Source organism: Demequina flava (genome assembly GCF_000975035.1).
Lineage (GTDB): Bacteria > Actinomycetota > Actinomycetes > Actinomycetales > Demequinaceae > Demequina > Demequina flava.
In genome coordinates, this window is record NZ_BBRA01000001.1 from 1,605,794 (window position 1) to 1,630,856 (window position 25,063).

Below are 25,063 nucleotides of genomic sequence, written 5' to 3' on the forward strand. Positions count from 1 at the left end.
CGCCAGCCTCCGCGGTTAGTGGTGCGTGACGCGTGCCAGGAACTCGCGAGTCTCCGGCTGCTGTGGGTTGTCGAAGATGTCCTTGGGCGACCCTGCCTCGAGAATGCGCCCGCCGTGCATGAATACGACACGGTCGGCGACTTCGCGGGCGAAGGCCATCTCGTGGGTGGCCATGAGGATCGTTGAACCGGTGTCCTTGAGACCGCGAACCAGGTCCAGGACCTCGCCGACCAGCATGGGGTCCAGCGCGGACGTGATCTCGTCCAGCAGCAAGAGCTCGGGGTTGGTCAGGATTGCGCGCACAATCGCGACGCGTTGCTGCTGACCACCGGAGAGGCGATCGGGATAGTCGCGGAGCTTGTCGCCCAGGCCAAACTTCGCGAGCAACTCGGCCGCGCGCTCACGGGCGGCGGCGGGATTCTCGCCGTGCACCTTGCGGGCCGCCAGCGTGACGTTATCGATGACGCGCATGTGCGGGAACAGGTTGAACTGCTGGAACACGACGCCGATGCGCGCGCGGACCTTGTCCATGTCGACGCCGGGGTCGGAGATGTCGTCTCCGGACAGGATGAGCTGCCCGTCGTCGATGCGCTCAATGAGGTTGATGGTGCGCAGCAAGGTGGACTTGCCGGAGCCGGAGGCCCCGATCAGCACCACGACATCGTGCTCTTCAAGCGTGAGGTCCACGCCCTTCAGCACGGTGTTGTCGCCGAACGCCTTCCACACATCGCGAACCTCGAGGACGCTCACACCACACCGCCGATCTGCTCGCGCTTGTTCATTCGGGCTGCGACGTAGTCGGTGAGACGCGTCAGCGGAAGCGAGATCGCGATAAAGAGCATCGCGGCCACCACATACGGCGTGAAGTTGTAGGTGGTTGCGGCGTCGATCTGGGCGGCACGAATGGCGTCAACGGCACCCAGCACCGAGATGAGCCCCACATCCTTCTGCATCGACACAAAGTCGTTCATGAGCGCGGGGATCACCTTGCGCACACCCTGCGGGATGACGACCATACGGAGGGTCTTGCCGTGGGTGAGGCCAAGGGAGCGGGCGGCGACGCGCTGCGAGGGGTTGACGGCCTCCATGCCGGCGCGCAGGACCTCGGCGACGTATGCGGAGTAGCACAGGCCGATGGCAATGGTTCCCCAGACGGCCGCGCTCAGCGGCGGGAAGATCCCAAGGGCCGGAATACCAAAGCCAACCAAGTACAGGACGATCAGGACCGGGACACCGCGGAAGAGGTCCACGTAGATCGTCGCGAGCATGCGCAGCGGGAAAAACACCGGGCCGCGCAGCGAGCGGACAATGGCGAGCGTGGTGCCGAAGATGGCGACACCGATGCCGGCGAAGAAGAGGGCCTGGATGTTGAGCCACAGGCCCTTGAGAATGTCGGGGAAGCTTTCCTTACCGATTTCCCAGTTGAAGAAACTCTCCTTGACCGCTTCCCAACCAGGGGTGTTGACGACGAGGAGGGTCGCGACGGTGGCGAAGATGAGGGTGGATCCTGCGGCAATGCCGACGGAGCGCCACGTGGAACGCTTCCGGTAGGCCCGCCGTTCGAGCTCAAGCAGGCTCGGCTCATGCGCTGTGGGCGTTCCGTCGCTCATCAATCAGCCTTTACGTGTGCGGTGGCGGTCGGTTCGCACCAGAGTAGTGCGAACCGACCGCCCAGCACGGGTTAGTCGATCCCGCGAGCGGCAGGATCGGCGTGGGCTCAGGGCCCGAGAGTTAGTTCAGGACCGGAACGTCGACGGCGTCGGACAGCCACTCTGTCTCGAGGGCAGCAAGGGTGCCGTCCTCAGCCAGGACGGCCACAGCAGCCGAGACGGACTCGGTGTTGGGGGAGTCCTTGGGAAGCACGAAGGCGAACTCGTCGCCATCGCCCTCGGAGGGGAACTGACCAATGATCTCGCCGTTGTCGAGCACAGCGGCCGACAGGTAGAAGGCGGAGGGCAGGTCCGTGATGAACGCCTCGATCTGGCCCGAGGAGAACGCAGCGACGGTGTCCTCTGCCGAGTTGAACACAGCGAGGTCGTCTTCACCGATGTACTCGGCGGCGATGTTGTAACTGGTCGTGCCCGAAGGAACGCCGATGCGGTAGCCGGCGAGGTCAGCGATCGCAGTGGCCGAGGCGAGCTCGGAGTCAGCGTCCGCGACGATGGCCTGCGAGGTCGTGTAGTACGGCGAGGAGAAGTCGACGGCGTTGCGGCGCTCTTCGGTGATCGAGAACTGCTGGATGTTCATGTCCCAGTTCTTCGCACCAGGAGCGATCGCGGTCTCGAAGGAGGTGCGCACCCACTCGACGTCTTCTGCGGCGTAGCCGAGCTCGTTGGCGACGGCGTATGCCACTGCCGACTCGAAACCCTCACCGTTGCTGGGGTCGTCCTCGAGCATCCACGGGTCGTAGGCGGGCTCGCCGGTCGCGATGGTCAGCTTGCCTTCGGTGACCGTCTCCAGCGATGCCGACTCCATGGCTTCGGTGGTGGCGGCAGCGGAGGTGGACTCGGACGACTCGGGGGTCGACGAGGTCTCAGTGTCGGACGACGACGAGCAGCCGGCCAGTGCCAGCGCGGAAAGCGCGACGGCGGTGATGCCGGCGCGGCTCAGGGTGCGAACAGTCATGCGGACTCCAGATTTATCTGTGAGAGATGGGAATCGGAGCGGGGTCGCCATTGATCGCTCCCGTGCGGGGGCCATTCTACGTTGACTCGGCTAGTGCCCAGTCTGCGAAGTCAAAACCGGGGCTCACGACGCAACTGACGAGCACTTCCTGCTCGCCGCCGAGGTCTGCCGCCTGCCACACACCCGCCGGAACCACGGCCATCGGAACATGCCCAGCTGCCAGGTCTGGGCCCAAACGCACGGTGGTCACGGCATCGGCCGGACTGTCCCCATCGCCACCAAAGTGAAGCTCGAGCGTGCCGGGCCCGTGCCACAGCCACAGTTCATCGGATGTGACGACGTGCCAGGCCGAACGCTCGCCCGGTGTCAGCAGGTAGTGGATGCACGTCGCGGCGGGGCGGATGCCACCGGCGGTGTCGACGGGCACGGTTCCCGTCCACATGCGCTTGAACCAGCCGCCCTCAGGGTGCGGTTCCAGGTCAAGGGCCGATGCCGTGGCCGGGGTCTCGCTCACGACGTCACCCCGGTCTCGCTGCGGAAGCGCTCGGTGGTGTGGCGGACGCGGCCGGCGGTGACGGTTGCGGCGGCACGCCCATCGCCGGTCTCGGTCAGCGCCATGATGGTGTCCTCGACGGATGTCACGGGCACGTCGAAAAATGCGAGGTCGGCCATGGCGCCCACCGCGAGATAGCCGGTGCGGCGCGGGCCCTCATCAATACCCATCGCGTGTGCGCCACCTAGCGTGGCCGCGGTCAGCAGTCGTTCGCCGAGGTCATCGTGCGAGTAGCCCTGGCTGCGCGCGATGCGCATGAGAGTGGCGATCTCGCCCATGGGGTCCAGCGACGGCGATGAGGACAGTGAGTCCGTGCCGATGGCGATGGGGCTGCCCTCCCGCAGATACGCGGCGACGGGGGGATTGTCGAGGCCGATGATCTCGTTCGACCGCGCGCACAGCGCCACTGTGGTGCCGCGGGCACGCAAAATGGCGCGGTCGCGTGCAGACATGTAGACGCCGTGGGCCACGTGGCAGTCGGGTCCGAGCACGCCGAGGTGGTCGACGTAGTCCGTCGCCGAGGTACCGAATCCGGCCTGACGAAGTTCCCTCAGGCTGCCCAGTCCCTGCGACTGCCAGGGGCCCAGATGCTCGGCCTCGAACTCTCGCTCAATGCCGGACTCGCCGAGGTGAATGTGGATGCGGCGGCCGCGCTCGCGGACGATGTCGGGAATCTCCAGCAGCGGCACGATCTCAAGCGAGTACGGCGCGTGGGGGCTAAGCCCGGATCCGGGGCGGTCGGGCATGGAGTCCAGCGCGGCCTCGACCTCGGCGCGGCCGTGCTCGCGCCAGTCGTCGTTGCTCCAGTCGATGACTTCCCAGTACGCGATGCCTGCGAGCCCCGCATCGTGCAGCGCGGTGGCGGCCTCGGGGTCGGTGACGATGTCCGCGGCGGCCGTGACGCCTGCGGTGATCATCTGCTGAGCGCCGTCGGCTGCTGCGGCGGCCCAGTCGTGACCGCGCTGGTAGACGGGATTGAAGCCGGTGACCCAGTCCTCAAAGCCGTTGTAAATGCGAGAGGCGACCTCGGCCATGCCGGTGTACTGCAGGTGCGTGTGGGCATTGACGAGCCCTGGCATGAGCACGCCGGGCCAGCGCACATGGTTGACGGGCAGGCCGCGCTCCTCAAGCGACGCCTCGACCCACGCGCGCTCGCCAACATGCAGGATGCGCTCTCCGCGCACTGCGATGGCTCCGTCCAGAATCGGTGGGGCGGTGATGGGCAGCACTAGGTCCGCCGAATACAGCGTGACGGGGAACGTGCTCATGAAGACTCCTTGGTGCGGACAGGGTTGTCGGAAGTGTGAGTGCGGCCGGCGGCGTAGCGCGGCGATCGCCAGTCGGTTTCGGGGGCCGATGCTGGGTTACTTCGAGGCTCAAGCGTCACCCCACGTACGCGCGCGGCGGTTGCGGCGACGTGGTCGACGGCGGCTTGGCTCAGCGGGTGAACGCCAACGCCAGGACGGGAATCGACAACCTCTGCGATTGCCGCGAGCTGGGTGGCGAACGACAGATCCATGATCTCGATGGGATTGCCCTCTGCGGCAGTGACATTGATGCAGCCGCCGCGATCCAGGATCAGGGTGCCGGTGGTGGTGCGCTCGACGTGTGGGACGGTGGCGCCAGCGCCAGCGCCACCGCCACCGCCATCGACATCGCGCACGGGTCCGAGCTCTCCATCCCACGAGATCTCGCCGGGAACTCCGCCCGCGACGGCAACGGCTGCCGCCCGGTCAACGAGCTCCGGACCCACCGTTCCCCGCCACCCCGTAGCCGAGACGACGAGTGCCCCGGCGCCCAGAGCATCGGCCGGCCCCACTTCGTAGCCATCGTGGAGGGCGAGTAGCGCCCGGGCGGGATCGATCTCGCTGACGCGAACCTCAGCGCCGAGAGCCCTCAGGTGAGCAGCAACGCCAACTCCCACGGGTCCGTAGCCGATCACGACCGCCGGCTGATCGCGGACGCTCACTCCAGCGGCATCGAGGAGATCGGCGATGGCGAGGACGCAACTCTGGCCGGTGCCGTAGCGGTTGTCGAAGCCGGTCTTCGTGATGGCGTCGTTGACGGCCACCACGCCGGTGCCGAGCAGTCCGGCCGCGTGCATCGTGCGCAGCGGCGTTAATCCGCTCGTCGTCTCTTCGGTCGCGCCGATCCAGCGCTTGACCTGGTCCGGACGCTCCTCGTGTGCCAGGCGCGTCACGTGCGAGCCATCGTCGACCAGTACGTCGAATCCCCGGTCGATGAAGCGCAGCGCAGCCTCGCGTTCCTGGGCGGGCGTGAAGTCTGGATCGGCGTCGACGGGCACGCCGCGGTCCCGGAGCGCTTGTGCGACGGCGGGGTCGGTCTCGTCGGGATGTGCGTAGACCGCGACATCGGCACCTGCGCTCGCGAGCAAGAGTGCGAGGTTCGCGGTCTTGGGCTCGAGCGTCATCGAGACGCCGATCGAAAGCCCGCTCACGGTGCCTCGCGCGGCGAATTCTGCGGCGATCGCGGTCGACACGGGCATGTGAGCGGCCGCAAAGTCGAGGCGCCCGGCTGCGTCGCCACGATGCCCCGTTGCGTGCCCGCCTAGTGTGATGGCACCCGACGCGACGTCAAAGGCCACAATCTCGGACGCGTCATCGTCGCCACGTGAGTCGTTGCTGGGCGGGCCGTCGGGAATGCCGGCCGCCACTCGCGCACCCATGGCCACCAGCATCGCCCGGAGCGCATCTGCGACTGGACCCGAACCTTCGACGCGCATCGGTCGGCCCGCAATGAGCAGATTGGTGTCGGAGGCGAAGCGGCGCAGCAGCCGCTCCGCTTCGGCGCGCGCGTCGGTCATGCCGACAAGTCTAGGTTCTGGCGCTCGCGTGCAATGCGGCACCGGCGGGTACAACGCCGCGCGCTTCGGCTTCCCATTGTCGGATGAGCTCGTCATCCCGGAATTCTCGATCGCGGACCCACTGGTCCCATTGATCCTGGCTCAAGACACACTGGTCCCCATCGTCGAGGTCAACGCGTCTCATCATCGGCTCCCAGCCGCCAATGTCGATAGCGCTGATTCCACCTTCAATTGGCTCCCCACGAGGATCCGCCGCGGGGGGCGGAATGAACGTCACGGATGTTGCTGTCGCGACAATTTCCCAGCCATATCGATGGATGTCGTGATGGCACCGGGTGCAGAGCATGACTCCGTTGTCGAGATTCGATCCGCCTCCGTGAGACCACCACGAGATGTGATGTGCCTCGCAGTGTTCTGGCGGGGCGTGGCACTTCGCGCAGCCACCATCGCGCTCGAGCAGTGCAACTCGCTGAGCACGCGTGAACATTCGTACCTCGCGCCCAAGGTCCAGCACTTCGCTGTCGCCGCCCAAGACTTCCGGGATCACTCCGGCATCGCCAGCCAGGCGGCGGAGCTCGGACACGGAGACAGGCGTATCGATTCCGTCCACTGTGCCGACACCGCCGGGCCGCGACAGGTCGGCAACATCCATGCGCACCACGATTGAAGTGCGAATCCCCGAGCGGTCCATCTGGGTGCAGCCGAGCGCGTGGCGCGCCAGCCCACTGAGTGCGTCGGCGCGCATCTGTCCCACCGTGCGCGTATCCGCTTCGGCGGGATCCTGGTTGCGGCGGATGCGGAAGTCGCGAGTCACAGTCTGTTCAATGGCGGTCAGAATTGGCGCTGCACTCACTGCATCCATCTGACCGTGGAATCGGACCATGCCATTGTGGTCCTCCTTCCATGCGAAGTACCTCTCCGCGTGCTGCTGACGCTCGCGCTTCTCGCGTCCCACGCGGTCAATCCGCGCCGCAGCCTTCGCGACCAGCCTGCGGACCTCATCCGCGGTGAGCCCACGTGCCTTGTCGACAAGAGTGGATTCGAGGTCTACGAGGTCCTGCGCGGGTAACAGGTCCGTGACACGGTTGAGTGCCCCCACGATGTACCCCGCGGCATCCGAAGACAGCTCACCGGCGACCGATGCCGCAGCCACGCGCGGATACTTGGGTCGCGAGACCGGCTCGGCAGTGAGCGTGCCTGATTGACCGGGCGCGGGCACGGGCGCGACCGGAGTGGGAGTGAACGCATCGCCTGCGTCAATGACCCGCTTCGCGCGCGGCACTGTGCCGCCGGACCGCTTCGCAATCATCTTTCCCGCGTCGCCGAAGCCTTCGCGGCGCGCCAAGCCGCCATCCCGATCGTTAGGTGCCGATAGCCGCGCGATCTGGCCCGCGATCCGCGCGCTCAGCGCACCGGCGGCACGTTCCAAAGTCATCGCCGCTTCGTGAACGTCGAGAATCTGCTCGCGCGAGAGGCTCTCGGAATCGCGCGCGGCGAGCTCGCTCACAAGGGAGCACAGTTGCGCGATTTCCTTCGCCTCGATTGCCATAGAAACACTCAACCATAGGAGTCTGACACGGAAGCGATCCACGGCAAACCCCCAGGTATTTCAGGGGTCGACGTAGCCCCAGGCGCTGGAAACCTAAGAGCACCGCCCCCGCAGCATCGGCCCGCCCCACGCGGCGCGAAGGAAGCCCGCAACACGATGTCACCGCTCGTCCGTAGACTGGTCACGCCGGAGATTCCGGTCTATTGGCATGCCTGGAGACAGTGTGAACCAGCCCCTCAGCGCCCTGCTGCAACACCTGACCCTGCCCTCACTCAACGAGGGCGGGCACCTGGTGGCACCTCCAGCGGCAGCGCCAGCAATCGTGGGCGCAGCGCAGTCCGATGGCCCGCTCCTGGTCGTGACCGCCTCCGGTGGTGACGCCGACACCTTCGCCGCCGCCCTTAGCGCCTTCCGCGACCCCGCCACCATCTCCGTCCTGCCCGCATGGGAGACCCTCCCTCACGAGCGCCTCAGCCCGCGCTCGGACACCGTCGCCCGCCGCCTCGCGACTCTGCGCCGCCTCGCGCACCCCGAGATCGTCAAGGAAGAGGCAGGACTCCCGCCGCTTGAAGTCGTCGTCGCACCCATCCGCGCGCTCCTCCAACCACTGGTGGCAGGGCTTGCGGACCTCGAACCGGTGCACGTCGCGGTAGGGGAGAGCCACGACCTCACGGAACTCACAGAGAAGCTCGCAGGCGCCGCCTACACGCGCGTGGACATGGTGGAGCGCCGCGGCGAGTTCGCAGTCCGAGGCGGCATCGTCGACGTCTTCGCTCCCACGGACCCGCACCCGGTGCGCATCGAGTTCTTTGGCGACGAGGTGGACGCCATTCGCTCCTTCTCGATCGCGGACCAGCGCTCGCTTGAGTCAGTTAACCGACTATGGGCGCCGCCGTGCCGCGAACTCCTGCTCACCGAGGACGTCCGCACGCGCGCCGCCTCCCTCACCGAGCAAGTGCCTGCTGCCGCCGACATGCTCACCCGCATTGCGGACGGGCACGCGGTCGAGGGCATGGAGTCCCTCATTCCGCTCCTCGTCGATCGCCTTCAGGCGCTTCCGGAAGTACTCCCGCGCGACACCCGCGTCATCCTCATCGAGCCCGAGCGCCTCGCCCGCCGCGCGGAGGACCTCTCGCGCACCGCGGACGAATTCCTCGCCGCCGCCTGGGTCTCGGCCGCGGCCGGTGCCGATTCACCGCTCGAGCCCACCGAGGGGTCCTTCCTCACGCTGGAGCAGCTGCAAACTTCCGCTGAGGAGCGCGGCCTCGCCGTCACGACGGTCGGTCCCTTTGGTGGGGCCGATGCTGAAGTCACCTCCCTGCGAGACCTGGAGGACCACCGGGGTCGCCTTCGCGAGGCGCTCGCCTTGCTGAAGGCTCGCCTGGGTGAGGGATGGAACGTCGTGGTGACGGCTGCGGGAACTGGATCCGCGCATCGGCTCCAAGAACAACTCGCGGAAGCGGACATCCCGGCCCGCGTGCAGGAAAACTACGACCCCGTCGCGGGCGTCGTCTCGGTGGTCCCACAAATCACCGGCGCCGGCTTCTCGGCGGAGCCAGACCAGGTCCTTGTCATGCATGAGGCCGACCTGACCGGCCGCGCAGCCGTCGCAGCCGGCCCCAAGGTCAAGGTCCCAAGCCGCCGCCGCAACGCCGTCGACCCACTGCAGCTGCGCACGGGTGACTTCGTGGTCCACGAGGCCCACGGCGTCGGCCGGTTTGTCGAGCTCACCAAGCGCCAGGTCCGCGGAATCGAACGCGAGTACCTCGTCATCGAGTACGCGCCATCCAAGCGCAACGGCCCCGCCGACCGGCTGTCTGTCCCCACGGACCAGCTCGACCAGGTCACCAAGTACGTCGGGGGAGAGGCGCCCAGCGTCAACAAGATGGGCGGCTCGGACTGGGCCAAGACCAAGACGCGCGCCCGCAAGGCGGTCAAGGAGATCGCGGCGGAACTCATCCGCCTGTACTCCGCGCGCATGGCCACCACGGGTCGCGAGTTCTCGCAGGACACCCCATGGCAGCGCGAGCTCGAGGAGTCCTTCCCGTTCGTCGAGACCCCGGACCAGTTGTCCACGATCGACGAGGTCAAGGGCGACATGGAGCGCTCGGTGCCCATGGATCGCCTGGTGTGTGGCGATGTGGGCTTCGGCAAAACCGAGATCGCGGTGCGCGCAGCCTTCAAGGCCATTCAGGACGGCACCCAGGTCGCGGTGCTGTGCCCCACGACCCTGCTGGTCAAGCAGCACGTCGACACCTTCACGGAGCGGTTCGCGCAGTTCCCCGTCGCTGTCAAGGCACTGTCGCGCTTCCAGAGCGACAAGGAAGCCAAGGAGATCATCGCGGGCCTGTCTGACGGCTCCGTCGACCTGGTCATCGGCACCCACCGCCTCATCACCGGCTCCGTCCGCTTCAAGCAGCTGGGCCTTGTGATCGTGGATGAGGAGCAGCGCTTTGGCGTTGAGCACAAGGAAACCCTCAAGGCCATGCGCACGGACGTCGACGTCCTCGCGATGTCCGCCACCCCCATCCCGCGCACGCTGGAGATGGCCGTGACAGGCATTCGCGAAATGTCGACCCTCGCGACCCCGCCGGAGGAGCGCCACCCGATCCTCACGTACGTAGGACCTCAGGAAAACCCGCAGGTCTCGGCCGCGATCCGCCGCGAACTCCTGCGCGACGGCCAGGTCTTCTACATCCACAACTCGGTCAAGACCATCAATAGCGAGGCACGCCGCCTTAGCGAGCTCGTCCCCGAGGCGCGCATCGCCGTCGCCCACGGCCAGATGAGCGAGAAGCAGCTCGAGCAGGTCATTGTCGATTACTACGACAAGCAGTATGACGTCTTGGTCTGCACCACGATCGTCGAGACCGGCCTGGACATCTCCAACGCCAACACCCTGATCGTGGAGCGCGCGGACAAATTTGGCCTCAGCCAACTCCACCAGCTCCGCGGACGTGTGGGCCGTGGCCGCGAACGCGCTTACGCGTACTTCCTCTACCCACCGGACCGCACCCTCACGGAGACCGCACACGACCGCCTGCAGACCATCGCCGCGAACACCGACCTGGGCGCCGGTATGGCCGTTGCCATGAAGGACCTCGAGATTCGCGGCGCTGGAAACCTGCTGGGCGGGGAGCAGTCCGGACACATCGAGGGCGTGGGCTTTGACCTCTATATCCGCATGGTGGGAGAGGCTGTCGCGTCGTTCCGCGGCGAAGGCGAAGAAGAGCGCGCGCCCATGACGATCGATTTGCCGATCGACGCCCACATCCCGACGCAGTACATCGAGCATGAACGACTGCGCCTCGAGGCATACCGCAAGATCGCCCAGGCGGGCTCGGCCGAGGAACTCGACACCGTCGCAGAGGAACTGCGCGACCGTTACGGCAACCTGCCCGAGCCCGTCGACAACCTCTTCCACGTGGCCCGCCTGCGCACCGAAATCCGCGAGACCGGCATCACTGACGTGGTCGCGCAGGGCAAGTTCGTCCGCTTCAGCCCGCTCGAACTTCCCGACTCCGCCGCGATGCGCATCAACCGCCTCTACCCGGGCTCGCTTATCAAGCCGGCCGTCCGCCAGGTGCTGATTCCGGCCCCCATGACCGCTCGCATCGGCGGCAAACCAGTCGAGGGCGTCGAGGTTCTGGACTGGGTGCGACAGGTCATCACGGCCACCTCCGTGGCCCCAGTAGGATGAGTGCCATGACGTTCCCCCGACGACGACGTGCCGCTGTCGGCGCCCTGGCGGGCTCCGCGATTGTTCTTACCGGTTGCACCGTGCCTGGACAGGACGGCGCCGCCTCTTCCGCGATCGAGTACGACTCCACCACGATCTCCAACGAGCGTGTGTCTGAGCTCTATGACGCGTGGACCCAAGAGGGCCACGTGAACATCACTCGCCGCGGTGTCATCACTCTTGAGGTGATGCGGGAGCCGATGCTCGAGAACGTTGACGCTCTCGGCATTGGGTATTCGCGCGATTTCGTCGAGGGGCTGGGCGAAGAGCTCAAGGCGACCGAGGGCGTCGAGGGAGCACCGAGCGAAGACCTCATCGACGGACTCGAGGCCGCGTACCTCCTTGGCGCGTTTGCCCTACTCGATCAGACCGGCGAACAGCTCAGCACCATGGCCGCTGATCTGACGGAAAACTCCGTGTCCTCGCCGCGCACCGGCGACTTCTCGGAGCCGGAACTGGTCAACACTCTCAACCTTGTCGCACCCGCAGCGACCAACCGCCTGAACTCCGGCGACCGCCTGTGGCTGACTGAGTTCACCGGCGTCAACGCCTTCGTGGAGCCCGACGAGGACTGGATCGCCAGTGAGTGATGGCCTCACCCGACTGGTAGAGGTTATGGACCGGCTACGGTCCCCTGGCGGTTGTCCCTGGGACGCCGAACAGACGCACGAAACGCTGATCAAGCACGCCCTCGAAGAGGCCTATGAACTGGCCGAGGCGGTCGAATCAGGCACCCGCGCGGACATGCGTGAGGAACTCGGAGACGTCCTCCTGCAGGTGGTCTTCCACTCTCGCGTCGCGCAGGAACACCCCAGCGACCCCTTCGACATCGACGATGTCGCCAATGGCGTCGCGGACAAGTTGATGGAGCGCCACCCCCATGTTTTCCCCGATGAATCGGGGCAACGGGCCGATGCTGGCTCGGCTGCCGAGGTCCACGCCCGGTGGGAGAAGATCAAGAAGGAAACCAAGGGCCGTGAGTCCGTCATGGACGGGATTCCGGTCGACCAGCCCGCGTTGCAGCGGGCACAGAAGGTGATCAGCCGGGCGAGCAAGGCCGGGCTGCAGGTGCAAGACGAAGCCGGAGTCGATATCGGTCACCAGCTTCTCGACCTGGTTGCACGTGCCCAGGCCGAGGGCGTTGACGCCGAAGGTGCACTCCGCAAAGCCGTACGAAACTACGAAGCCGCGGCCCGCGAGGCAGAGCGCGAGGCGACCGCAGCATCGGCCGTCACCCCAGCATCGGCCGCCACCGAAGGTTCACCCACGTAGGACGTTTGTCAGGGCGCACCCCGTGTGTGCCATCGCTAGACTCACGAAGAGAACACCACACACAACTGAAGGAGCATCATGGCCAGCATTGAGGCTATTGGAGCACGCGAGATTCTTGACTCGCGCGGAAACCCCACCGTTGAGGTCGAGGTCGCGCTGGAGGACGGAACGTTCGCGCGCGCTGCGGTCCCCTCGGGCGCATCGACCGGAGCCTTCGAGGCCGTCGAGCGTCGCGACGGCGACAAGAGCCGTTACCTGGGCAAGGGTGTCGAGGAGGCCGTGGACGCGGTCATCGACGACATCGCACCCGAGATCGTCGGACTCGACGCCACCGAGCAGCGCCTGATCGACCAGACCATGCTCGAGCTCGACGGCACCGACAACAAGGGCAAGCTGGGCGCGAACGCCATTCTCGGTGTCTCGCTGGCCGTGGCGAAGGCCGCTGCTGACTCGGCTGACCTCGCACTGTTCCGCTACATCGGCGGTCCCAACGCGCACCTGCTGCCCGTGCCGATGATGAACATCCTCAACGGTGGATCGCACGCCGACTCCAACGTTGACATCCAGGAGTTCATGATCGCTCCCGTGGGTGCCCCCACCTTCCGTGAGGCCTACCGCTACGGCGCAGAGGTCTACCACGCACTGAAGAGCGTGCTCAAGGAGCGCGGCCTGGCCACCGGCCTGGGCGACGAGGGTGGCTTTGCCCCCAACCTTGAGTCGAACCGTGCAGCCCTGGACCTGATCCTGGTCGCCATCGAGAAGGCCGGCCTCAAGCCCGGCGAAGATGTCGCACTTGCGCTCGACGTTGCTGCCACCGAGTTCTACGAAGACGGTGTCTACAACTGGGAAGGCGGCAAGAAGACCGCCGAGGAGATGACGGAGTTCTACGCCGAGCTCGTCGACGCGTACCCGCTGGTCTCGATCGAAGACCCGCTGGACGAGGACGACTGGGAGGGCTGGACCACCCTGACCGCTCGCATCGGCGACAAGACGCAGATCGTCGGCGACGACCTGTTCGTCACCAACCCCACCCGCCTGCAGCGCGGCATCGACGAGAAGTCGGCCAACTCGCTGCTCGTGAAGCTCAACCAGATCGGCTCGCTCACCGAGACCATCGACGCTGTGTCGCTCGCGACCCGCGCTGGCTTCACCTCGATGGTGTCGCACCGTTCGGGCGAGACCGAGGACGTCACCATTGCGGACCTCGTGGTGGCCCTCAACACCGGCCAGATCAAGACCGGTGCTCCCGCACGTGGCGAGCGCATCGCTAAATACAACCAGCTGCTGCGCATCGAAGAAGAGCTGGACGACGCCGCGAAGTACGCCGGCAAGTCCGCGTTCCCGCGTAGCTACTCGCTGTAACGCCTGACCCGCAGGACCGGCCCTCGCGGCTGGACCTGTCAACGCAACAGGGCCGTATCCCTTTGGGGGTGCGGCCCTGTCGCGTTTCTGGGGGCGGTCTGGTGTTGAGTCTGCCGCGTTCGCTTGCCGCCGCGCCTCCTTGCCTCGCCGGCGCACCGCCGTCCCTCGCCGCCGCACCGCGCCCGAAATGGAGCACCGGCCGCCATGTTTGGGCGTGGATGGCGGCCAGCGCTCCATTGCGGCGGCCTGACGTGACGACAATCACACGACTCGCGGCGGGGCGCTGAGCAAACCGTGTGCCGCGTGCTGGGAGAATGAGCCGGTGAGTTCTCCCCGTCGCCCTGGTACGCATCGCGCCTCGTCGCGCCCTGCCAGCGACGCCAAGCGCAGGAGTGGCTCGACCTCGTCTACGAGCCGCAGTTCGCGCGGCACGGCTCGCGGCGGGTCCACCGGGCCCGGTCGTTCCACGCCGGCGGCTCCCAAGATCGACGCGTCGAGCCCGCAGGGTTCGTTCGCCAGCATGTTGACGTGGCGCACGGCCGTCATTGTCGGCGTATTGATCCTCGCCTTCGCGGTGGTGGCGCCGGCCGTCCGCGCCTACCTTGACCAGCAAGCCATGCTTGAGGGTTTGAGGGCCGATGCCGAGGTCGCCCAGGCGGAAGTCGATGACTTGAATGCCGAGGTCGCCCGTTGGGACGACCCCGCGTATTTGGTTGCGCAGGCTCGCGAGCGGCTTTACTACGTGTTCCCGGGGGAGACCCCGTACCGCGTCCTGGACCCCGAGGTCATCGAGGACCCCGCGCTACAGGCGGAAGCGGAAGCGCGCGAAACCGCCGCGGACCCCCTGCGTCCCTGGTACGACACCCTGTGGGAGTCGATGACCGACGGGGCTGAGGAAGCCGCGAATGTCGTGGAGTCCGAGGACGCGGAAACTTCTCCCAGCGCGGACAGCGACGAAAACGAGCGTCTGACCGACGTAGACTTCGGAGGGTGACAAGCCCCGACGTGACCGACGCCGACATTGCCGCCCTGCGCTCCCAGTTGGGCCGTGAACCGCGAGGCGTGGTCGCCATTGCCGCCCGCTGCGTGTGTGGAAAGCCCACTGTGGTGCACACCGCACCGCGCTTGCCGGATGGCACACCCTTTCCCACCCAGTACTACTTGACCCACCCTGAGGCCGTGTCGGCAGTGTCGACGCTTGAGGCCAATGGCGTCATGAAAGAGATGACCGAGAAGCTGGGCGAGGACGAGGAACTGGCCGCCGCCTACCGCGCCGCCCATGAGCGCTACCTCGAGGAGCGCTACGCCCTTGAGGATGTCCCCGAGATTCACGGCATTAGCGCCGGTGGAATGCCCGACCGCGTGAAATGCCTCCATGTCTTGGTAGGCCATTCGTTGGCCGCCGGCCCTGGAGTGAACCCGCTGGGGGATGAGGCCCTTGAGCGCATCTCGCATGCGTGGACCCCTGACCGTTGCACCTGCCCGAGTGTGGAGGAGACCGAATGACCCGCGTCGCTGCCGTTGATTGCGGCACAAACTCGATCCGCCTGCTGATTGCTGACGTCGCCGCAGATGGCACGTCGCTAACCGATGTCGTGCGCCTCATGAAGGTCGTGCGCTTGGGCCAGGGCGTGGACCGCACTGGTCAGTTTGCGCCAGAAGCGCTCGAGCGCACCCTCGAGGCAACCGCGGAGTACGCGGCCCTGTGCCGTGAGCACGAGGTGGAGTCGATCCGCTTCGTCGCCACGTCCGCGACCCGTGACGCGTCGAACCGCGACGAGTTCATCGCGGGTGTCAAGGAGCGCCTGGGCGTTGAGCCCGAGGTGATCTCCGGGGAAGAGGAAGCGGCACTGAGTTTTCGCGGCGCTGTGTCGGTCGTCGCCGATGACCTGGTTCCGCCGTACCTGGTCGTTGACCTTGGCGGCGGTTCAACTGAGCTGGTTCTCGGCGAGAACGGTCCCGCCGGCGCTCACTCCATGAATGTGGGCTGCGTGCGCATGACTGAGCGCCACCTGCAGTCCGATCCGCCCACCGCGGCAGAGATTGACGGCGCAGTGGCCGATGTGAAGGCCGCGCTGGACGCCGCGATGGCGGACGTCCCCGTCGCCCAGACCCGCACGCTCGTGGGACTTGCAGGCACCATCACCACCGTGACGGCGAACGCCCTCGACCTTCCCGAGTACGACCGCGAAGAGATCAACGGCGCGCGCCTCAGCGTCGACGAGGCGATCGAGTCTTGCGACCAGCTCCTTGCCGCGACTCGCTCGGACCGGGAAGCAATGCCGTTCATGCATCCTGGCCGCGTTGACGTCATTGGCGCTGGTGCGCTCGTGTGGCGCGAGGTCATTCGCCGTGTGCAGGCTGAGGTGAGCGCAGCGGGTGGCACACTTGACGAGGTCATCACCAGCGAGCACGACATCTTGGACGGCATCGCGTTCTCCGCAGCCGCCCGGGCCTGACTCGAGCTCCAGCCCCCGTAGCCCAACTGGCAGAGGCAGCCGACTTAAAATCGGCCCAGTGCGGGTTCGAACCCCGCCGGGGGCACCCTTCCGCGCTCGCTCGGCGCCACCTCAGTACTCCAGCACCACCAGAGCACCTCAGCAGTGCATCAGCCCGTCCGATCGGCGGGATCGTTGCGGTCCTCCCGAACGTTCACGCCCTGAGCGAATCCACCCTGAGAAGGATGCCAAGTGGGCGCATGCGACTTGTATGCTGAGGCAGACTTCATTCCATTCGAGGAGGACCATGTCCAGCCCCGTATTTAGCGGTTCCAATAGCGCGTTCAAGCCTGGCGCCACGATCAACCCTGACGGATCATCGGTCACGGCCGCCGATCTCAACCAGCAGTTCAACGCGCCGTCCGCGACCCCGATGGACACCGGCCGCATGGGCTACGAGGGCGTCATCTCGAAGACGGCGATGATGATCATCCTCGCCTTCCTGTGCGCAGCCCCCGGCTACATGTTCTTCTCCTTCGCAGGACTGATGATCTCCGGTATCGCCGGAATGGTCCTCGGCCTGGTGCTGGCATTCAAGAAGACCACGCCCCCCGTGATGGCGATCATCTACGCGGGCGTCGAGGGTTACTTCCTTGGATCGCTGTCGCAGTACGTGGAGACCGCATTCGACGCCCCTGGCGCAGGCCTACAGGCTCTGCTCGCCACCGGCGTGACGTTCGCGGTCTGCCTCACGCTGTACCGCTCCGGCAAGATTCGCTACACGCCCAAGATGCAGAAGTTCCTCATCATTGGCGGTATCTCTTACCTGCTGTTCTCGCTGGTTAACGTGGGCCTCATGCTTTTCGGCGCAACCGACTCCCCGTGGGGCGTCCGCTCTGAGTACGAGATCATGGGCCTCCCACTGGGCGTGTTCATCGGCGCATTCGCCGTGATCCTCGCCTGCGTGTCACTGATCGCCGACTTCGACTTCATCGAGAACGGTGTCAAGCGAGGCCTTCCCGCCCGCTACGAGTGGACCGCAGCTTTTGGCCTGGTCGTGACGCTCGTGTGGATGTACACCGAGTTCCTGCGCATCATCGCCCTCCTTCAAGGTCGCGACTGACAACCAGTTCTACTTTCCACAAGGGCCCCGCAGCGTCTTCGCTGCGGGGCCCTTGTCGTTGTAGCGTGTCCTGCGACCGCTGTTCACGCTCTGACACACGAGGCGATGATGCCCCAGTTCGACCTTCCGCTGTCCGACCTCGAGACCTACAGGCCCGATGTTCGCGAGCCCGAGTACTTCGACGAGTTCTGGCGCCAAACACTCGCGCAGGCTCGTAGCCTCGACTCCGATGTGATGCTTGCCGATGCCGGGTGGAATCTTCCCCAGGTAGCCATCCGCGATGTGATCTTCCCGGGGTTCGACGGTCAGCCCATTCGCGGCTGGTACTCGCGGCCACGGGGCGCGAGCGACCCGCTGCCGTGCATCGTTGAGATCGCGGGATATGGGGGCGGCCGCGGGCACGCGCTCGAGCGCACATTCTGGGCCACCGCCGGGTTTGCGCACTTCTTCCTCGACACGCGTGGACAGGGCTCGGCATGGGGCAACGGCGGCGACACCCCCGACCCCGTGGGTACCGGTCCGAGCTCCCCGGGCTTCATGACGCGAGGCATCGAGGACCCGGTCGAGTATTACTACCGCCGCGTCTACACCGACGCCGTGCGGGCGGTGGACGCTGCCCGGTCGCTCCCAGGGGTCGACGAGTCACGCGTGATCTTCTCTGGCGCGTCCCAGGGCGGCGGCGTCGCACTCGCGGTCGCAGGCCTGGCCGAAGGGCTCGCGGGAGTCATGGCGGATGTCCCGTTCCTGTGCCACTTTGAGCGAGCACTCGAGATCACGGACGAGTTCCCCTACGGCGAGATCGTGCGCTACCTCTCGGTCCAGCGCCCTGACCGCTCCAAGGTCCTCGAGACGCTGTCCTACTTTGACGGTGTCAACCACGCCAAGCGGGCGACCGCGCCACTCCTGAGTTCAGTGGCGCTGCGCGACCAGGTGTGCCCGCCATCCACGGGCTACGCCGCCTTCAACTGGTACGGCGCCCACGCCGCAACTACACCTCCCAAGCACATGGACGTGTGGCCGGACAACGGTCACGAGGGTGGCGCCGTGCACCAGCTCGCGCGTCAACTCCAGTTCGCGCGCTCTATCGTGGGCTAGTACCGCGACCTGTGGAGGTGCTGGGTGACAAGTCCTGAGGGCACTGCCAACGGCGATCCTGAACCCGATCCCAGCATCGGTTCACCGGATACAGCAGAGGATGCCCCCGAGGACCCCGCGTTCGGCGCGAGGCACGCGACCTGGCCGGAGCTCTTCTTCGATCTCGTGGTGGTCGCGGGCGCCGGCCTCCTCGCGCACCTGCTCGAGGCCGGGCATGGCTGGCAGAGCATGTGGCTCTTTGCAGTTGCCTTTGGCGCCTTTTGGATGATTTGGACGTGCTTCACGGCGTACGGCAACATCCGTGGCGATCAAGCACGGCTTCCGACATTCCTCCTAGGGATGATCGTGCTCTCCGTCATGGTCGCGTCCGTACCCCAGATTCACGGTGACCACGCCGAGGCCTTCGCGATCGCATACATCGTGGGGCGCGTCGCGGCCGCACGTCCCTGGCATGGTGCAGCGGTCGTGGTCGACCTTCCGGTCATCCAAGCGGCCACGGGCGTCCTGCCGTGGATTGTGTCGCTGTGGGTCGATGGCGAAGCCAAGTACATCCTGTGGACCGTGGGGCTCACGATCGACCTCATTCAGCTCCTGCGACGTCCAGCCAACAAGTCCATCGAGGGTGCCCAGCGCCGGCTCGATCGCTACACCGCGCGGATCGAACGCCAAGAAGAGCAGTTCGAAGAGCGGCTCGAGGGTTTGGAGCGCGAGCGAGGCGCATGGGTCCGGGAACACCCCCGCGTAGTCACGCGCCGAGAGCAGATCGATCGACGAGTTCGAGACCTGCCGTCCTCGATCGTCGCGCTGCGAGCCGATGGCGAGCATTTGTCCGAGCGGTTCGGACTGTTCACGCTCATCCTGCTCGGCGAGGGGCTCATCCAGGTAGTGACGGCGGCGTCTGAAACGGACTGGGACGCCGCACTCGCCGTGGCATGGCTCGGTGGATTCACGCTGATCGTGGCGCTATGGACAGTCGCCGTGAACCACGGCAGCGCTGGCGTCGCTCTCCTACCAGAGGGAGCGATCCCAGTGCGTCTGCAGTGGATTGCGCACCTCGTGACGTCCCTGTGCCTGGTCGCGATGTCGGCGGTTCTGGGCGAAGTGGTCGCTGAACCCACGGCAGGTCTTGATCCCAAGTTTGGCGCGATCCTCGCGGGTGCGCTCGCGGTTTACCTCCTCGGCGCAGCGGCGACACATGGCATAGTCGCGCGACGCACCGGAGGCCGCTTGGCACGTCGCCGCTCACGCCTGCTCGCCATCGCGGGACTCGCCGGACCGCTCGTCGTGTGGCTGGGCCATGACGCGCTCGCAGCGTGGGCACTGGTGTGGGTGATGGCGGTGACCGTCCTCGTGTGTGCGATCACGAACCAGCGTTGGGTGGCAAGCCAGAAATAGGAAAGGGCCGATGCCAGGGTTACCCCAGCATCGGCCCGTCGCCTTGAGATCTACGCGTCGGCGTAGCTCACCTGGCAGAAGCCGTGGTTGCAGTAGCCGCCCGGGTTCTTGTGCAGGTATCCCTGGTGGTAGTCCTCGGCGTAGTAGAAGATTCCGTCGCCTGCGAACTGCGCGCGCTCGATCTGCGTGGTGATCTTTCCGAAGCCCTTCTCGTCGAGGGCCCCCTGGTACCGGTCGCGGGAGGCCTCGGCTGCGTGGAGCTGGGCATCCTCGGTCGCGAAGATCGCGCTCCGGTATTGCGTACCGATGTCCCCGCCCTGGCGGTTGAGCGTTGTGGGGTCGTGGTTCTCCCAGAACGCGGCGAGCAGGGTCTCGACGTCGACCTTGGTGGGGTCGTAGACCACTTGCACGGCCTCGGCGTGACCGGTCTTAGCGGTGCACGTCTCTTCGTACGTGGGGTTCTTGGTCCAGCCGCCCATGTAGCCGGCAGCGGTCGAGTACACGCCCTCCGTCTGCCAGAACACGCGTTCGGTGCCCCAGAAACAGCCCATTGCGAAGTAGATGACCTCAAGGCCCTCTGGCCACGGGCCAACCAAGGGCGTGCCGAGAACCGTGTGGCGGTTCGTGACCTCGATTGGCTGCTCGTGGCCTGGAAGGGCCTCGTCTGGCGCAATCATGTGTTGCTTATCGAATCCGAAGATCATGGTGCCTCCTTATGATCAGGCTCAACGCTGGCGCGGGCCCGTCTGTTCCTGCCCCTAGTGTGGCGCGGTTGCGCGCCTTCGGCGAGCATCATTCCTGTGTGTACCTCCTGCGCGTTAGGCTCACCCCATGGCCGAACCCAAGTTGGCACCTGCAGATACGCCACCGCCGAGTAATTCTCACGCTGACGCAGACGCGCGCGTGCCGTTCACTTTGCGTGTGACGGCGGCGTGGGCGTGGCGCCTCATCATTGTCGGCATCGTGGTCGGCGGATTCTTCTGGGTCTTCACGGCGCTACCCACTCTCTTCATTCCGCTCATCATCGCGCTCCTGATTGCCGCACCGCTCGAGCGGGTTGTGTACTACCTCAATCGCATCGGAATTCCGCGTGGATTGGGCGCCTTCTTTACGTTGCTTGGCTTGCTGGGAATCGTCGGCTTCCTGCTTGGCGCGGCGTCGACCTCGATCATCGCCGGCTTCGACGACTTGCGCGTGGCTGCCGTCGAGGGCTTCGAGACGTTCATGGATTGGCTCTCGGAGGGCCCCCTCGGGATCAACCAGGAGCAGATCGATAACGTCGTGGGCCAGGCGCAAAGCTGGCTGACGGACAACGCCAGCGGTGTTGCCTCGGGCGCACTGGGTGCCGCGGCCACCATCGGCGGCTTGCTTGCCGGAGCCGTGATCGCGCTGATCTCGATGTTCTTCTTCCTGCGTGACGGTCGCAACCTGTGGCTGTGGTCGGTAAAGGCACTGCCCGATACCGTTGAGGAGCGCGTGGACACCGCCGGCCTGCACGCATGGAGCACCCTGCGCCGTTACACGCAGACCACAGTCTTTGTGGCGTTCGTCGATGCCGTCGGTATTGGTCTTGCAGCGTGGATCCTTGGTGTGCCGCTCGCATTCCCGATCGCCATCCTGGTCTTCCTGTTCTCCTTCATCCCGATGTTCGGCGCCACGCTGTCTGGTGCGATCGCGTCCCTGGTGGCGCTGGTCGACGGCGGTTGGACCACCGCCCTGCTGATGTTGGGCGCGGTGCTGCTTGTTCAGCAGCTCGAGGGCAACGTCCTGTACCCGTGGCTGTTCGGCAAGGCGCTGTCGCTGCACCCGCTCGTGGTGCTGCTGACGATCACCGCCGGAACCCTGACGCTCGGCCTGGTGGGTGCGATCATCGCCGTGCCGATCGTGTCCTTCATCTACGCCTTCACGCGCGGCTTGAGCGCGACGTACAAACCGGATGAAGAGTCCGTGCCGCCCATCACGTCGCAAGTGCCGGTTTTTGCCGAACGTTCCCGAGACGCCGTGCGGCGCGCTCGCGAGAAGATGACGCGGACCGGTGAGATTCGCGTCCGCCAACACGACACCATGTCCAACGGCGATGCCCCCGAGCCCTCCGAGGCGACAGCGGCAACCGAGGCCGCTCAGCGCAGCGGTGCCGCTGGCACGAACGAGATCGGGGAACCTCGCCCCACGACCGGCACAATCCGGATCCGTGGCAAGCGTCACGACTCGGCCAACCCTGACGCCCCGGACGCAGGCGGGTCCGACAGCGGCAGCAACGACGAGGACCAGCCGCCGCGCTAGAGCCATGCAATGCGACTACTGGGATGCGGGCCGGTGCCGGTCATGCTCCCTGATCGAGACCCCGTACGCCACGCAACTGGCTGACAAGGTCGCGCGGGCCCACGCGGCCCTCGACGACCATGCCCCTGGCGCACGGTGGCACGACCCGTGCGCCAGCGCCGAGTCTGAGTTTCGCAACAAGGCCAAGATGGTCGTTGCCGGAACGGCCGATGCGCCGACGCTTGGGATCCTTGACGAGGCCGGGGCGGGAATCGATCTTCGCGAGTGCGGCCTCTACCCGCCCGCGATTACCGACCTGTTGCCGCTCCTTGCGACGTTCATCACCCGAGTGCGCTGGCAGCCCTACGACGTCCCCACGCGGTCGGGAGAGGTGAAATACGTGCTGGTCACGGCATCGGCCGACGGAACTGCCATGGTGCGCTTTGTCGCCAGGTCCACCGAGGCGGGAACCCGTGTGCGCAAGCACCTGCCGTGGTTGCTGGAGCGGGCGCGGAGTATCCAGGTCGTGACGCTGAATGTCCTGCCGGAGCATCGCGCGGTCCTCGAAGGGGAACGCGAGATTGTGCTCACAGACGCGGAATCGCTGACGATGCCCATGGGGGATGTCGAACTCCACCTGGGCCCACGCGCCTTCTTTCAGACCAACACGGCGGTGGCGCGCCAGCTGTACGGCCAGGTGACGGCGTGGATCGACGCTGCGGCACCAGGCTCGCTATGGGACCTGTATTGCGGCGTGGGCGGCTTCGCATTGCATTGCGCGGCGCCGGGCCGGGCGGTCGTGGGAATCGAGATCTCTGCGCCGGCGATTGAGGCCGCCGAGCGATCTCGGGATGAGGCGCACGCGCGCGGTGTGGCGGGGATGGGTGACGTGCGATTTGCAGCGGCCGATGCTGTGGCCTGGGCTAGCGCTCAGGCAAGCGGCGCCGAGGCGATCGTGGTCAATCCACCGCGGCGAGGCTTGGGGGCGGGGCTCTCGGAGTGGCTCAATGGGTCGGGGGCGCAGACGATTGTGTACTCCAGTTGTCACCTGCCGACCCTGGCCGCTGACCTTGCACTTATGCCCGATTACAGGGTGACGGATGTGCGGGTTTTCGACATGTTCCCGCACACCGCGCACATGGAGATTGCGGTGGCTCTTCAGCGGTTGTGACGGGCGGTCATGTGGGCCCTTCGCGCTCAGGTAACGTATCTGCGTTCACTTCACAGCTCAAGGGTTTTACGACATGACAGCACGATGGCTTCGCGGGGCCGCAGGCATGAGCCTGGCACTCGTCGTGACGGCGGGGAGTCTGGCGTTTGCGGACGCGACGGAGACCACCGAGTCGGTGACGTTGGCCGCAGCCACAACTGTCGCGACGGGCCCCGCAGTCGAGGTCTCACGCGAGTATGGCGCGAGGCTGCCCATCCGGGTCGTCGAAGCTGGCGTGTCCTCTACGGGAGCCGTTGTGCTCGCCCCGTCGCGGGTGTTCGGGGATGCTGCGTCGAGAGCCCGCGATGCGCTCGCACCCGCGGACCTATCGGTCGCCGCGACGAGGGCGTTGGTCGCCTCCGCGCCGGCCGCCCAGTCCGCGGCTCCCGTGTCGCTGCCGGAGCCCCCACCTGAGCCCAACACCGCCGGGCCTTCGGTCGACTGCACCGCCGAGAAGTGCATTGCCCTCACCTTCGATGACGGCCCGGTACCCGAGACCGCGGACCTCTTGGACCTCCTTGCGGACAAGGGCGCACGCGCCACCTTCTTTGTGCTCGGCACCCGCGTCGATGACTACCCGGAGATTGTGGAGCGGATGGCAGCCGAGGGGCATGCGGTCGGAAATCACACCATGGGCCACCCGCGGCTTCCGTCGCTGGGCAAGAAGCCCGTGAGCTCTGAACTGTCCCGCACAAGCGACCGCATCGAGGACGTCACCGGCGAGCGTCCCGCCCTGATGCGTCCGCCGTACGGGGCAACTAACGGAACTGTCGCCGCCGTCGCCAAGGACCTGGGGATGGCGCAGATTCTGTGGAGCGTGGATCCTCAGGATTGGAAGGATCGGCACGCGGAGGTCATCGCTGATCGCGTCGCGAAGCAGGCCACGAACGGCGCCATTGTGCTGTCCCACGACCTGTACGCGTCCACGCGTGACGCATACGAAGAAATCATCGACGAGCTCCTCGCAGACGGGTATGCCCTCGTGACGATCCCCGAACTCCTTGGAGACGTGTCACCGGGTAAGACCTACTCGCGCCAGGAGTAAGGAGCCGCACCCCTCGACACACCACGGCCCGCCGGGCAGTGAGTGCCGGGCGGGCCGTGGTCGGTCGCGAAAGTGGTCAGCCGTTGAAGGGCTCCACCTTGATGACCTTGACAGTGATGTCGTTGCCGTTGGGGGCGGTGTAACTCGTAGAGTCGCCCTCGGTCTTGCCCATTAGGGCCTCTCCCAGAGGCGACTGCGCTGAGAACACGTCGATGTCCGTGCCGCCAGCAACCTCGCGGGAGCCAACGAGGAAGCGCATTTCGCGGCCAGCGACCTCAGCGGTGACAACGGTGCCCGAGGTGATCGAGCTCGTCTCATTGGCTTCGCCAACGGTCGCGTTTTCCAGGATGTGGCGCAACTGCTCGATGCGCGCTTCCTGCTTTGCCTGCTCCTCGCGGGCGGCGTGGTAGCCACCGTTTTCCTTGAGGTCGCCTTCCTGGCGGCGCTCATCGATCTCCTTGGCGATGGCGGCGCGGCCCTCTCCAACGAGGTGGTCATACTCGGCCTTCAGGCGGTCGAATGCCTCCTGGGTCAGCCAGGTGCCGGTCGTCTCGGTCACGAGATCCTCCTT

At 66.2% G+C, this 25,063-nt stretch carries 23 protein-coding genes and 1 tRNA gene; 14 read left to right on the forward strand and 10 right to left on the reverse strand.

Annotated elements, in window-relative coordinates:
* Positions 1-15: 15 nt before the first annotated feature.
* The 7 genes from AOP74_RS07525 to AOP74_RS07555 all read right to left on the reverse strand — a co-directional run bounded on the left by AOP74_RS07525 (position 16) and on the right by AOP74_RS07555 (position 7,551).
* Positions 16-750 (reverse strand): amino acid ABC transporter ATP-binding protein, encoded by a 735-nt coding sequence (locus tag AOP74_RS07525; RefSeq protein WP_061961664.1) that lies wholly within the window; start codon positions 748-750, stop codon positions 16-18.
* Entirely contained in the window at positions 747-1,610 is an 864-nt protein-coding gene (locus tag AOP74_RS07530) for an amino acid ABC transporter permease (protein WP_061961665.1), read from the reverse strand. The genes AOP74_RS07525 and AOP74_RS07530 overlap by 4 nt, the downstream gene beginning before the upstream one ends.
* Positions 1,611-1,731: 121 nt before the next feature.
* Positions 1,732-2,625 carry an ABC transporter substrate-binding protein gene (locus tag AOP74_RS07535; RefSeq protein ID WP_061961666.1) on the reverse strand — a complete coding sequence of 298 codons (894 nt, stop codon included), beginning with the start codon at positions 2,623-2,625 and terminating at the stop codon, positions 1,732-1,734.
* A gap of 76 nt (positions 2,626-2,701) precedes the next feature.
* On the reverse strand, positions 2,702-3,139 hold the full coding sequence (locus tag AOP74_RS07540) for a cupin domain-containing protein (RefSeq protein WP_061961667.1): 438 nt from the start codon (positions 3,137-3,139) through the stop codon (positions 2,702-2,704).
* Complete coding sequence (locus AOP74_RS07545) at positions 3,136-4,446, reverse strand: amidohydrolase family protein (RefSeq protein ID WP_061961668.1); 1,311 nt, start codon at positions 4,444-4,446, stop codon at positions 3,136-3,138. Before AOP74_RS07545 ends, AOP74_RS07540 begins: the two co-directional genes overlap by 4 nt.
* Positions 4,443-6,002, reverse strand: coding sequence for an adenosylhomocysteinase (locus AOP74_RS07550; protein WP_061961669.1), 1,560 nt, complete (start codon positions 6,000-6,002; stop codon positions 4,443-4,445). The genes AOP74_RS07545 and AOP74_RS07550 overlap by 4 nt, the downstream gene beginning before the upstream one ends.
* 10 nt (positions 6,003-6,012) lie before the next feature.
* A complete protein-coding gene (locus AOP74_RS07555; protein WP_061961670.1) occupies positions 6,013-7,551 on the reverse strand; it encodes an HNH endonuclease in 1,539 nt (512 codons plus the stop codon).
* Positions 7,552-7,759: 208 nt separating this feature from the next.
* Between AOP74_RS07555 and mfd the strand changes: the two genes are divergently transcribed.
* The 4 genes from mfd to eno all read left to right on the forward strand — a co-directional run bounded on the left by mfd (position 7,760) and on the right by eno (position 13,924).
* Positions 7,760-11,251: a transcription-repair coupling factor gene (gene mfd, locus AOP74_RS07560; RefSeq protein ID WP_061961671.1), complete on the forward strand. Its 3,492-nt coding sequence runs from the start codon at positions 7,760-7,762 to the stop codon at positions 11,249-11,251.
* A 5-nt stretch (positions 11,252-11,256) separates the two neighbouring features.
* A complete protein-coding gene (locus tag AOP74_RS07565; RefSeq protein ID WP_061961672.1) occupies positions 11,257-11,880 on the forward strand; it encodes a hypothetical protein in 624 nt (207 codons plus the stop codon).
* Positions 11,873-12,562 (forward strand): nucleoside triphosphate pyrophosphohydrolase, encoded by a 690-nt coding sequence (locus AOP74_RS07570; RefSeq protein WP_236683752.1) that lies wholly within the window; start codon positions 11,873-11,875, stop codon positions 12,560-12,562. The genes AOP74_RS07565 and AOP74_RS07570 overlap by 8 nt, the downstream gene beginning before the upstream one ends.
* A gap of 78 nt (positions 12,563-12,640) precedes the next feature.
* Positions 12,641-13,924, forward strand: coding sequence for a phosphopyruvate hydratase (eno, locus tag AOP74_RS07575; protein WP_061961674.1), 1,284 nt, complete (start codon positions 12,641-12,643; stop codon positions 13,922-13,924).
* 261 nt (positions 13,925-14,185) lie between these two features.
* Here eno and AOP74_RS12355 read toward each other — a convergent pair whose 3' ends face one another.
* Positions 14,186-14,461 (reverse strand): hypothetical protein, encoded by a 276-nt coding sequence (locus AOP74_RS12355; RefSeq protein WP_236683753.1) that lies wholly within the window; start codon positions 14,459-14,461, stop codon positions 14,186-14,188.
* On the opposite strand from AOP74_RS12355, the gene AOP74_RS07585 reads away from it, so the two are divergent.
* The 7 genes from AOP74_RS07585 to AOP74_RS07615 all read left to right on the forward strand — a co-directional run bounded on the left by AOP74_RS07585 (position 14,445) and on the right by AOP74_RS07615 (position 19,975).
* Positions 14,445-14,918, forward strand: a complete 474-nt coding sequence (locus AOP74_RS07585; protein ID WP_061961676.1) for an FtsB family cell division protein — start codon at positions 14,445-14,447, stop codon at positions 14,916-14,918. The genes AOP74_RS12355 and AOP74_RS07585 overlap by 17 nt on opposite strands.
* A complete protein-coding gene (locus AOP74_RS07590; RefSeq protein WP_061961677.1) occupies positions 14,915-15,430 on the forward strand; it encodes a DUF501 domain-containing protein in 516 nt (171 codons plus the stop codon). The genes AOP74_RS07585 and AOP74_RS07590 overlap by 4 nt, the downstream gene beginning before the upstream one ends.
* Positions 15,427-16,383, forward strand: coding sequence for a Ppx/GppA phosphatase family protein (locus tag AOP74_RS07595; RefSeq protein WP_061961678.1), 957 nt, complete (start codon positions 15,427-15,429; stop codon positions 16,381-16,383). Before AOP74_RS07590 ends, AOP74_RS07595 begins: the two co-directional genes overlap by 4 nt.
* 11 nt (positions 16,384-16,394) lie before the next feature.
* Positions 16,395-16,468: transfer RNA gene (locus AOP74_RS07600), tRNA-Leu, on the forward strand.
* 201 nt (positions 16,469-16,669) lie between these two features.
* Complete coding sequence (locus AOP74_RS07605) at positions 16,670-17,485, forward strand: Bax inhibitor-1/YccA family protein (protein WP_061961679.1); 816 nt, start codon at positions 16,670-16,672, stop codon at positions 17,483-17,485.
* A gap of 108 nt (positions 17,486-17,593) precedes the next feature.
* On the forward strand, positions 17,594-18,580 hold the full coding sequence (locus AOP74_RS07610; RefSeq protein WP_061961956.1) for an acetylxylan esterase: 987 nt from the start codon (positions 17,594-17,596) through the stop codon (positions 18,578-18,580).
* Positions 18,581-18,604: 24 nt separating this feature from the next.
* A complete protein-coding gene (locus AOP74_RS07615; RefSeq protein ID WP_061961680.1) occupies positions 18,605-19,975 on the forward strand; it encodes a low temperature requirement protein A in 1,371 nt (456 codons plus the stop codon).
* A 50-nt stretch (positions 19,976-20,025) separates the two neighbouring features.
* Here AOP74_RS07615 and msrA read toward each other — a convergent pair whose 3' ends face one another.
* Entirely contained in the window at positions 20,026-20,679 is a 654-nt protein-coding gene (msrA, locus tag AOP74_RS07620) for a peptide-methionine (S)-S-oxide reductase MsrA (RefSeq protein ID WP_061961681.1), read from the reverse strand.
* A 127-nt stretch (positions 20,680-20,806) separates the two neighbouring features.
* On the opposite strand from msrA, the gene AOP74_RS07625 reads away from it, so the two are divergent.
* From AOP74_RS07625 to AOP74_RS07635, 3 genes are all read left to right on the forward strand, one after another.
* A complete protein-coding gene (locus AOP74_RS07625) occupies positions 20,807-22,258 on the forward strand; it encodes an AI-2E family transporter (RefSeq protein ID WP_061961682.1) in 1,452 nt (483 codons plus the stop codon).
* Positions 22,259-22,262: 4 nt separating this feature from the next.
* The gene (locus AOP74_RS07630; RefSeq protein WP_061961683.1) at positions 22,263-23,408 is read left to right on the forward strand and encodes a methyltransferase domain-containing protein; all 1,146 of its coding nucleotides are present in this window, start codon (positions 22,263-22,265) and stop codon (positions 23,406-23,408) included.
* Between the two features lie 73 nt (positions 23,409-23,481).
* Complete coding sequence (locus AOP74_RS07635) at positions 23,482-24,492, forward strand: polysaccharide deacetylase family protein (RefSeq protein WP_082096113.1); 1,011 nt, start codon at positions 23,482-23,484, stop codon at positions 24,490-24,492.
* 76 nt (positions 24,493-24,568) lie between these two features.
* Here the strand turns inward: AOP74_RS07635 and greA are convergent, their stop codons facing one another.
* The gene (gene greA, locus AOP74_RS07640; protein ID WP_061961685.1) at positions 24,569-25,051 is read right to left on the reverse strand and encodes a transcription elongation factor GreA; all 483 of its coding nucleotides are present in this window, start codon (positions 25,049-25,051) and stop codon (positions 24,569-24,571) included.
* Positions 25,052-25,063 lie beyond the last annotated feature (12 nt).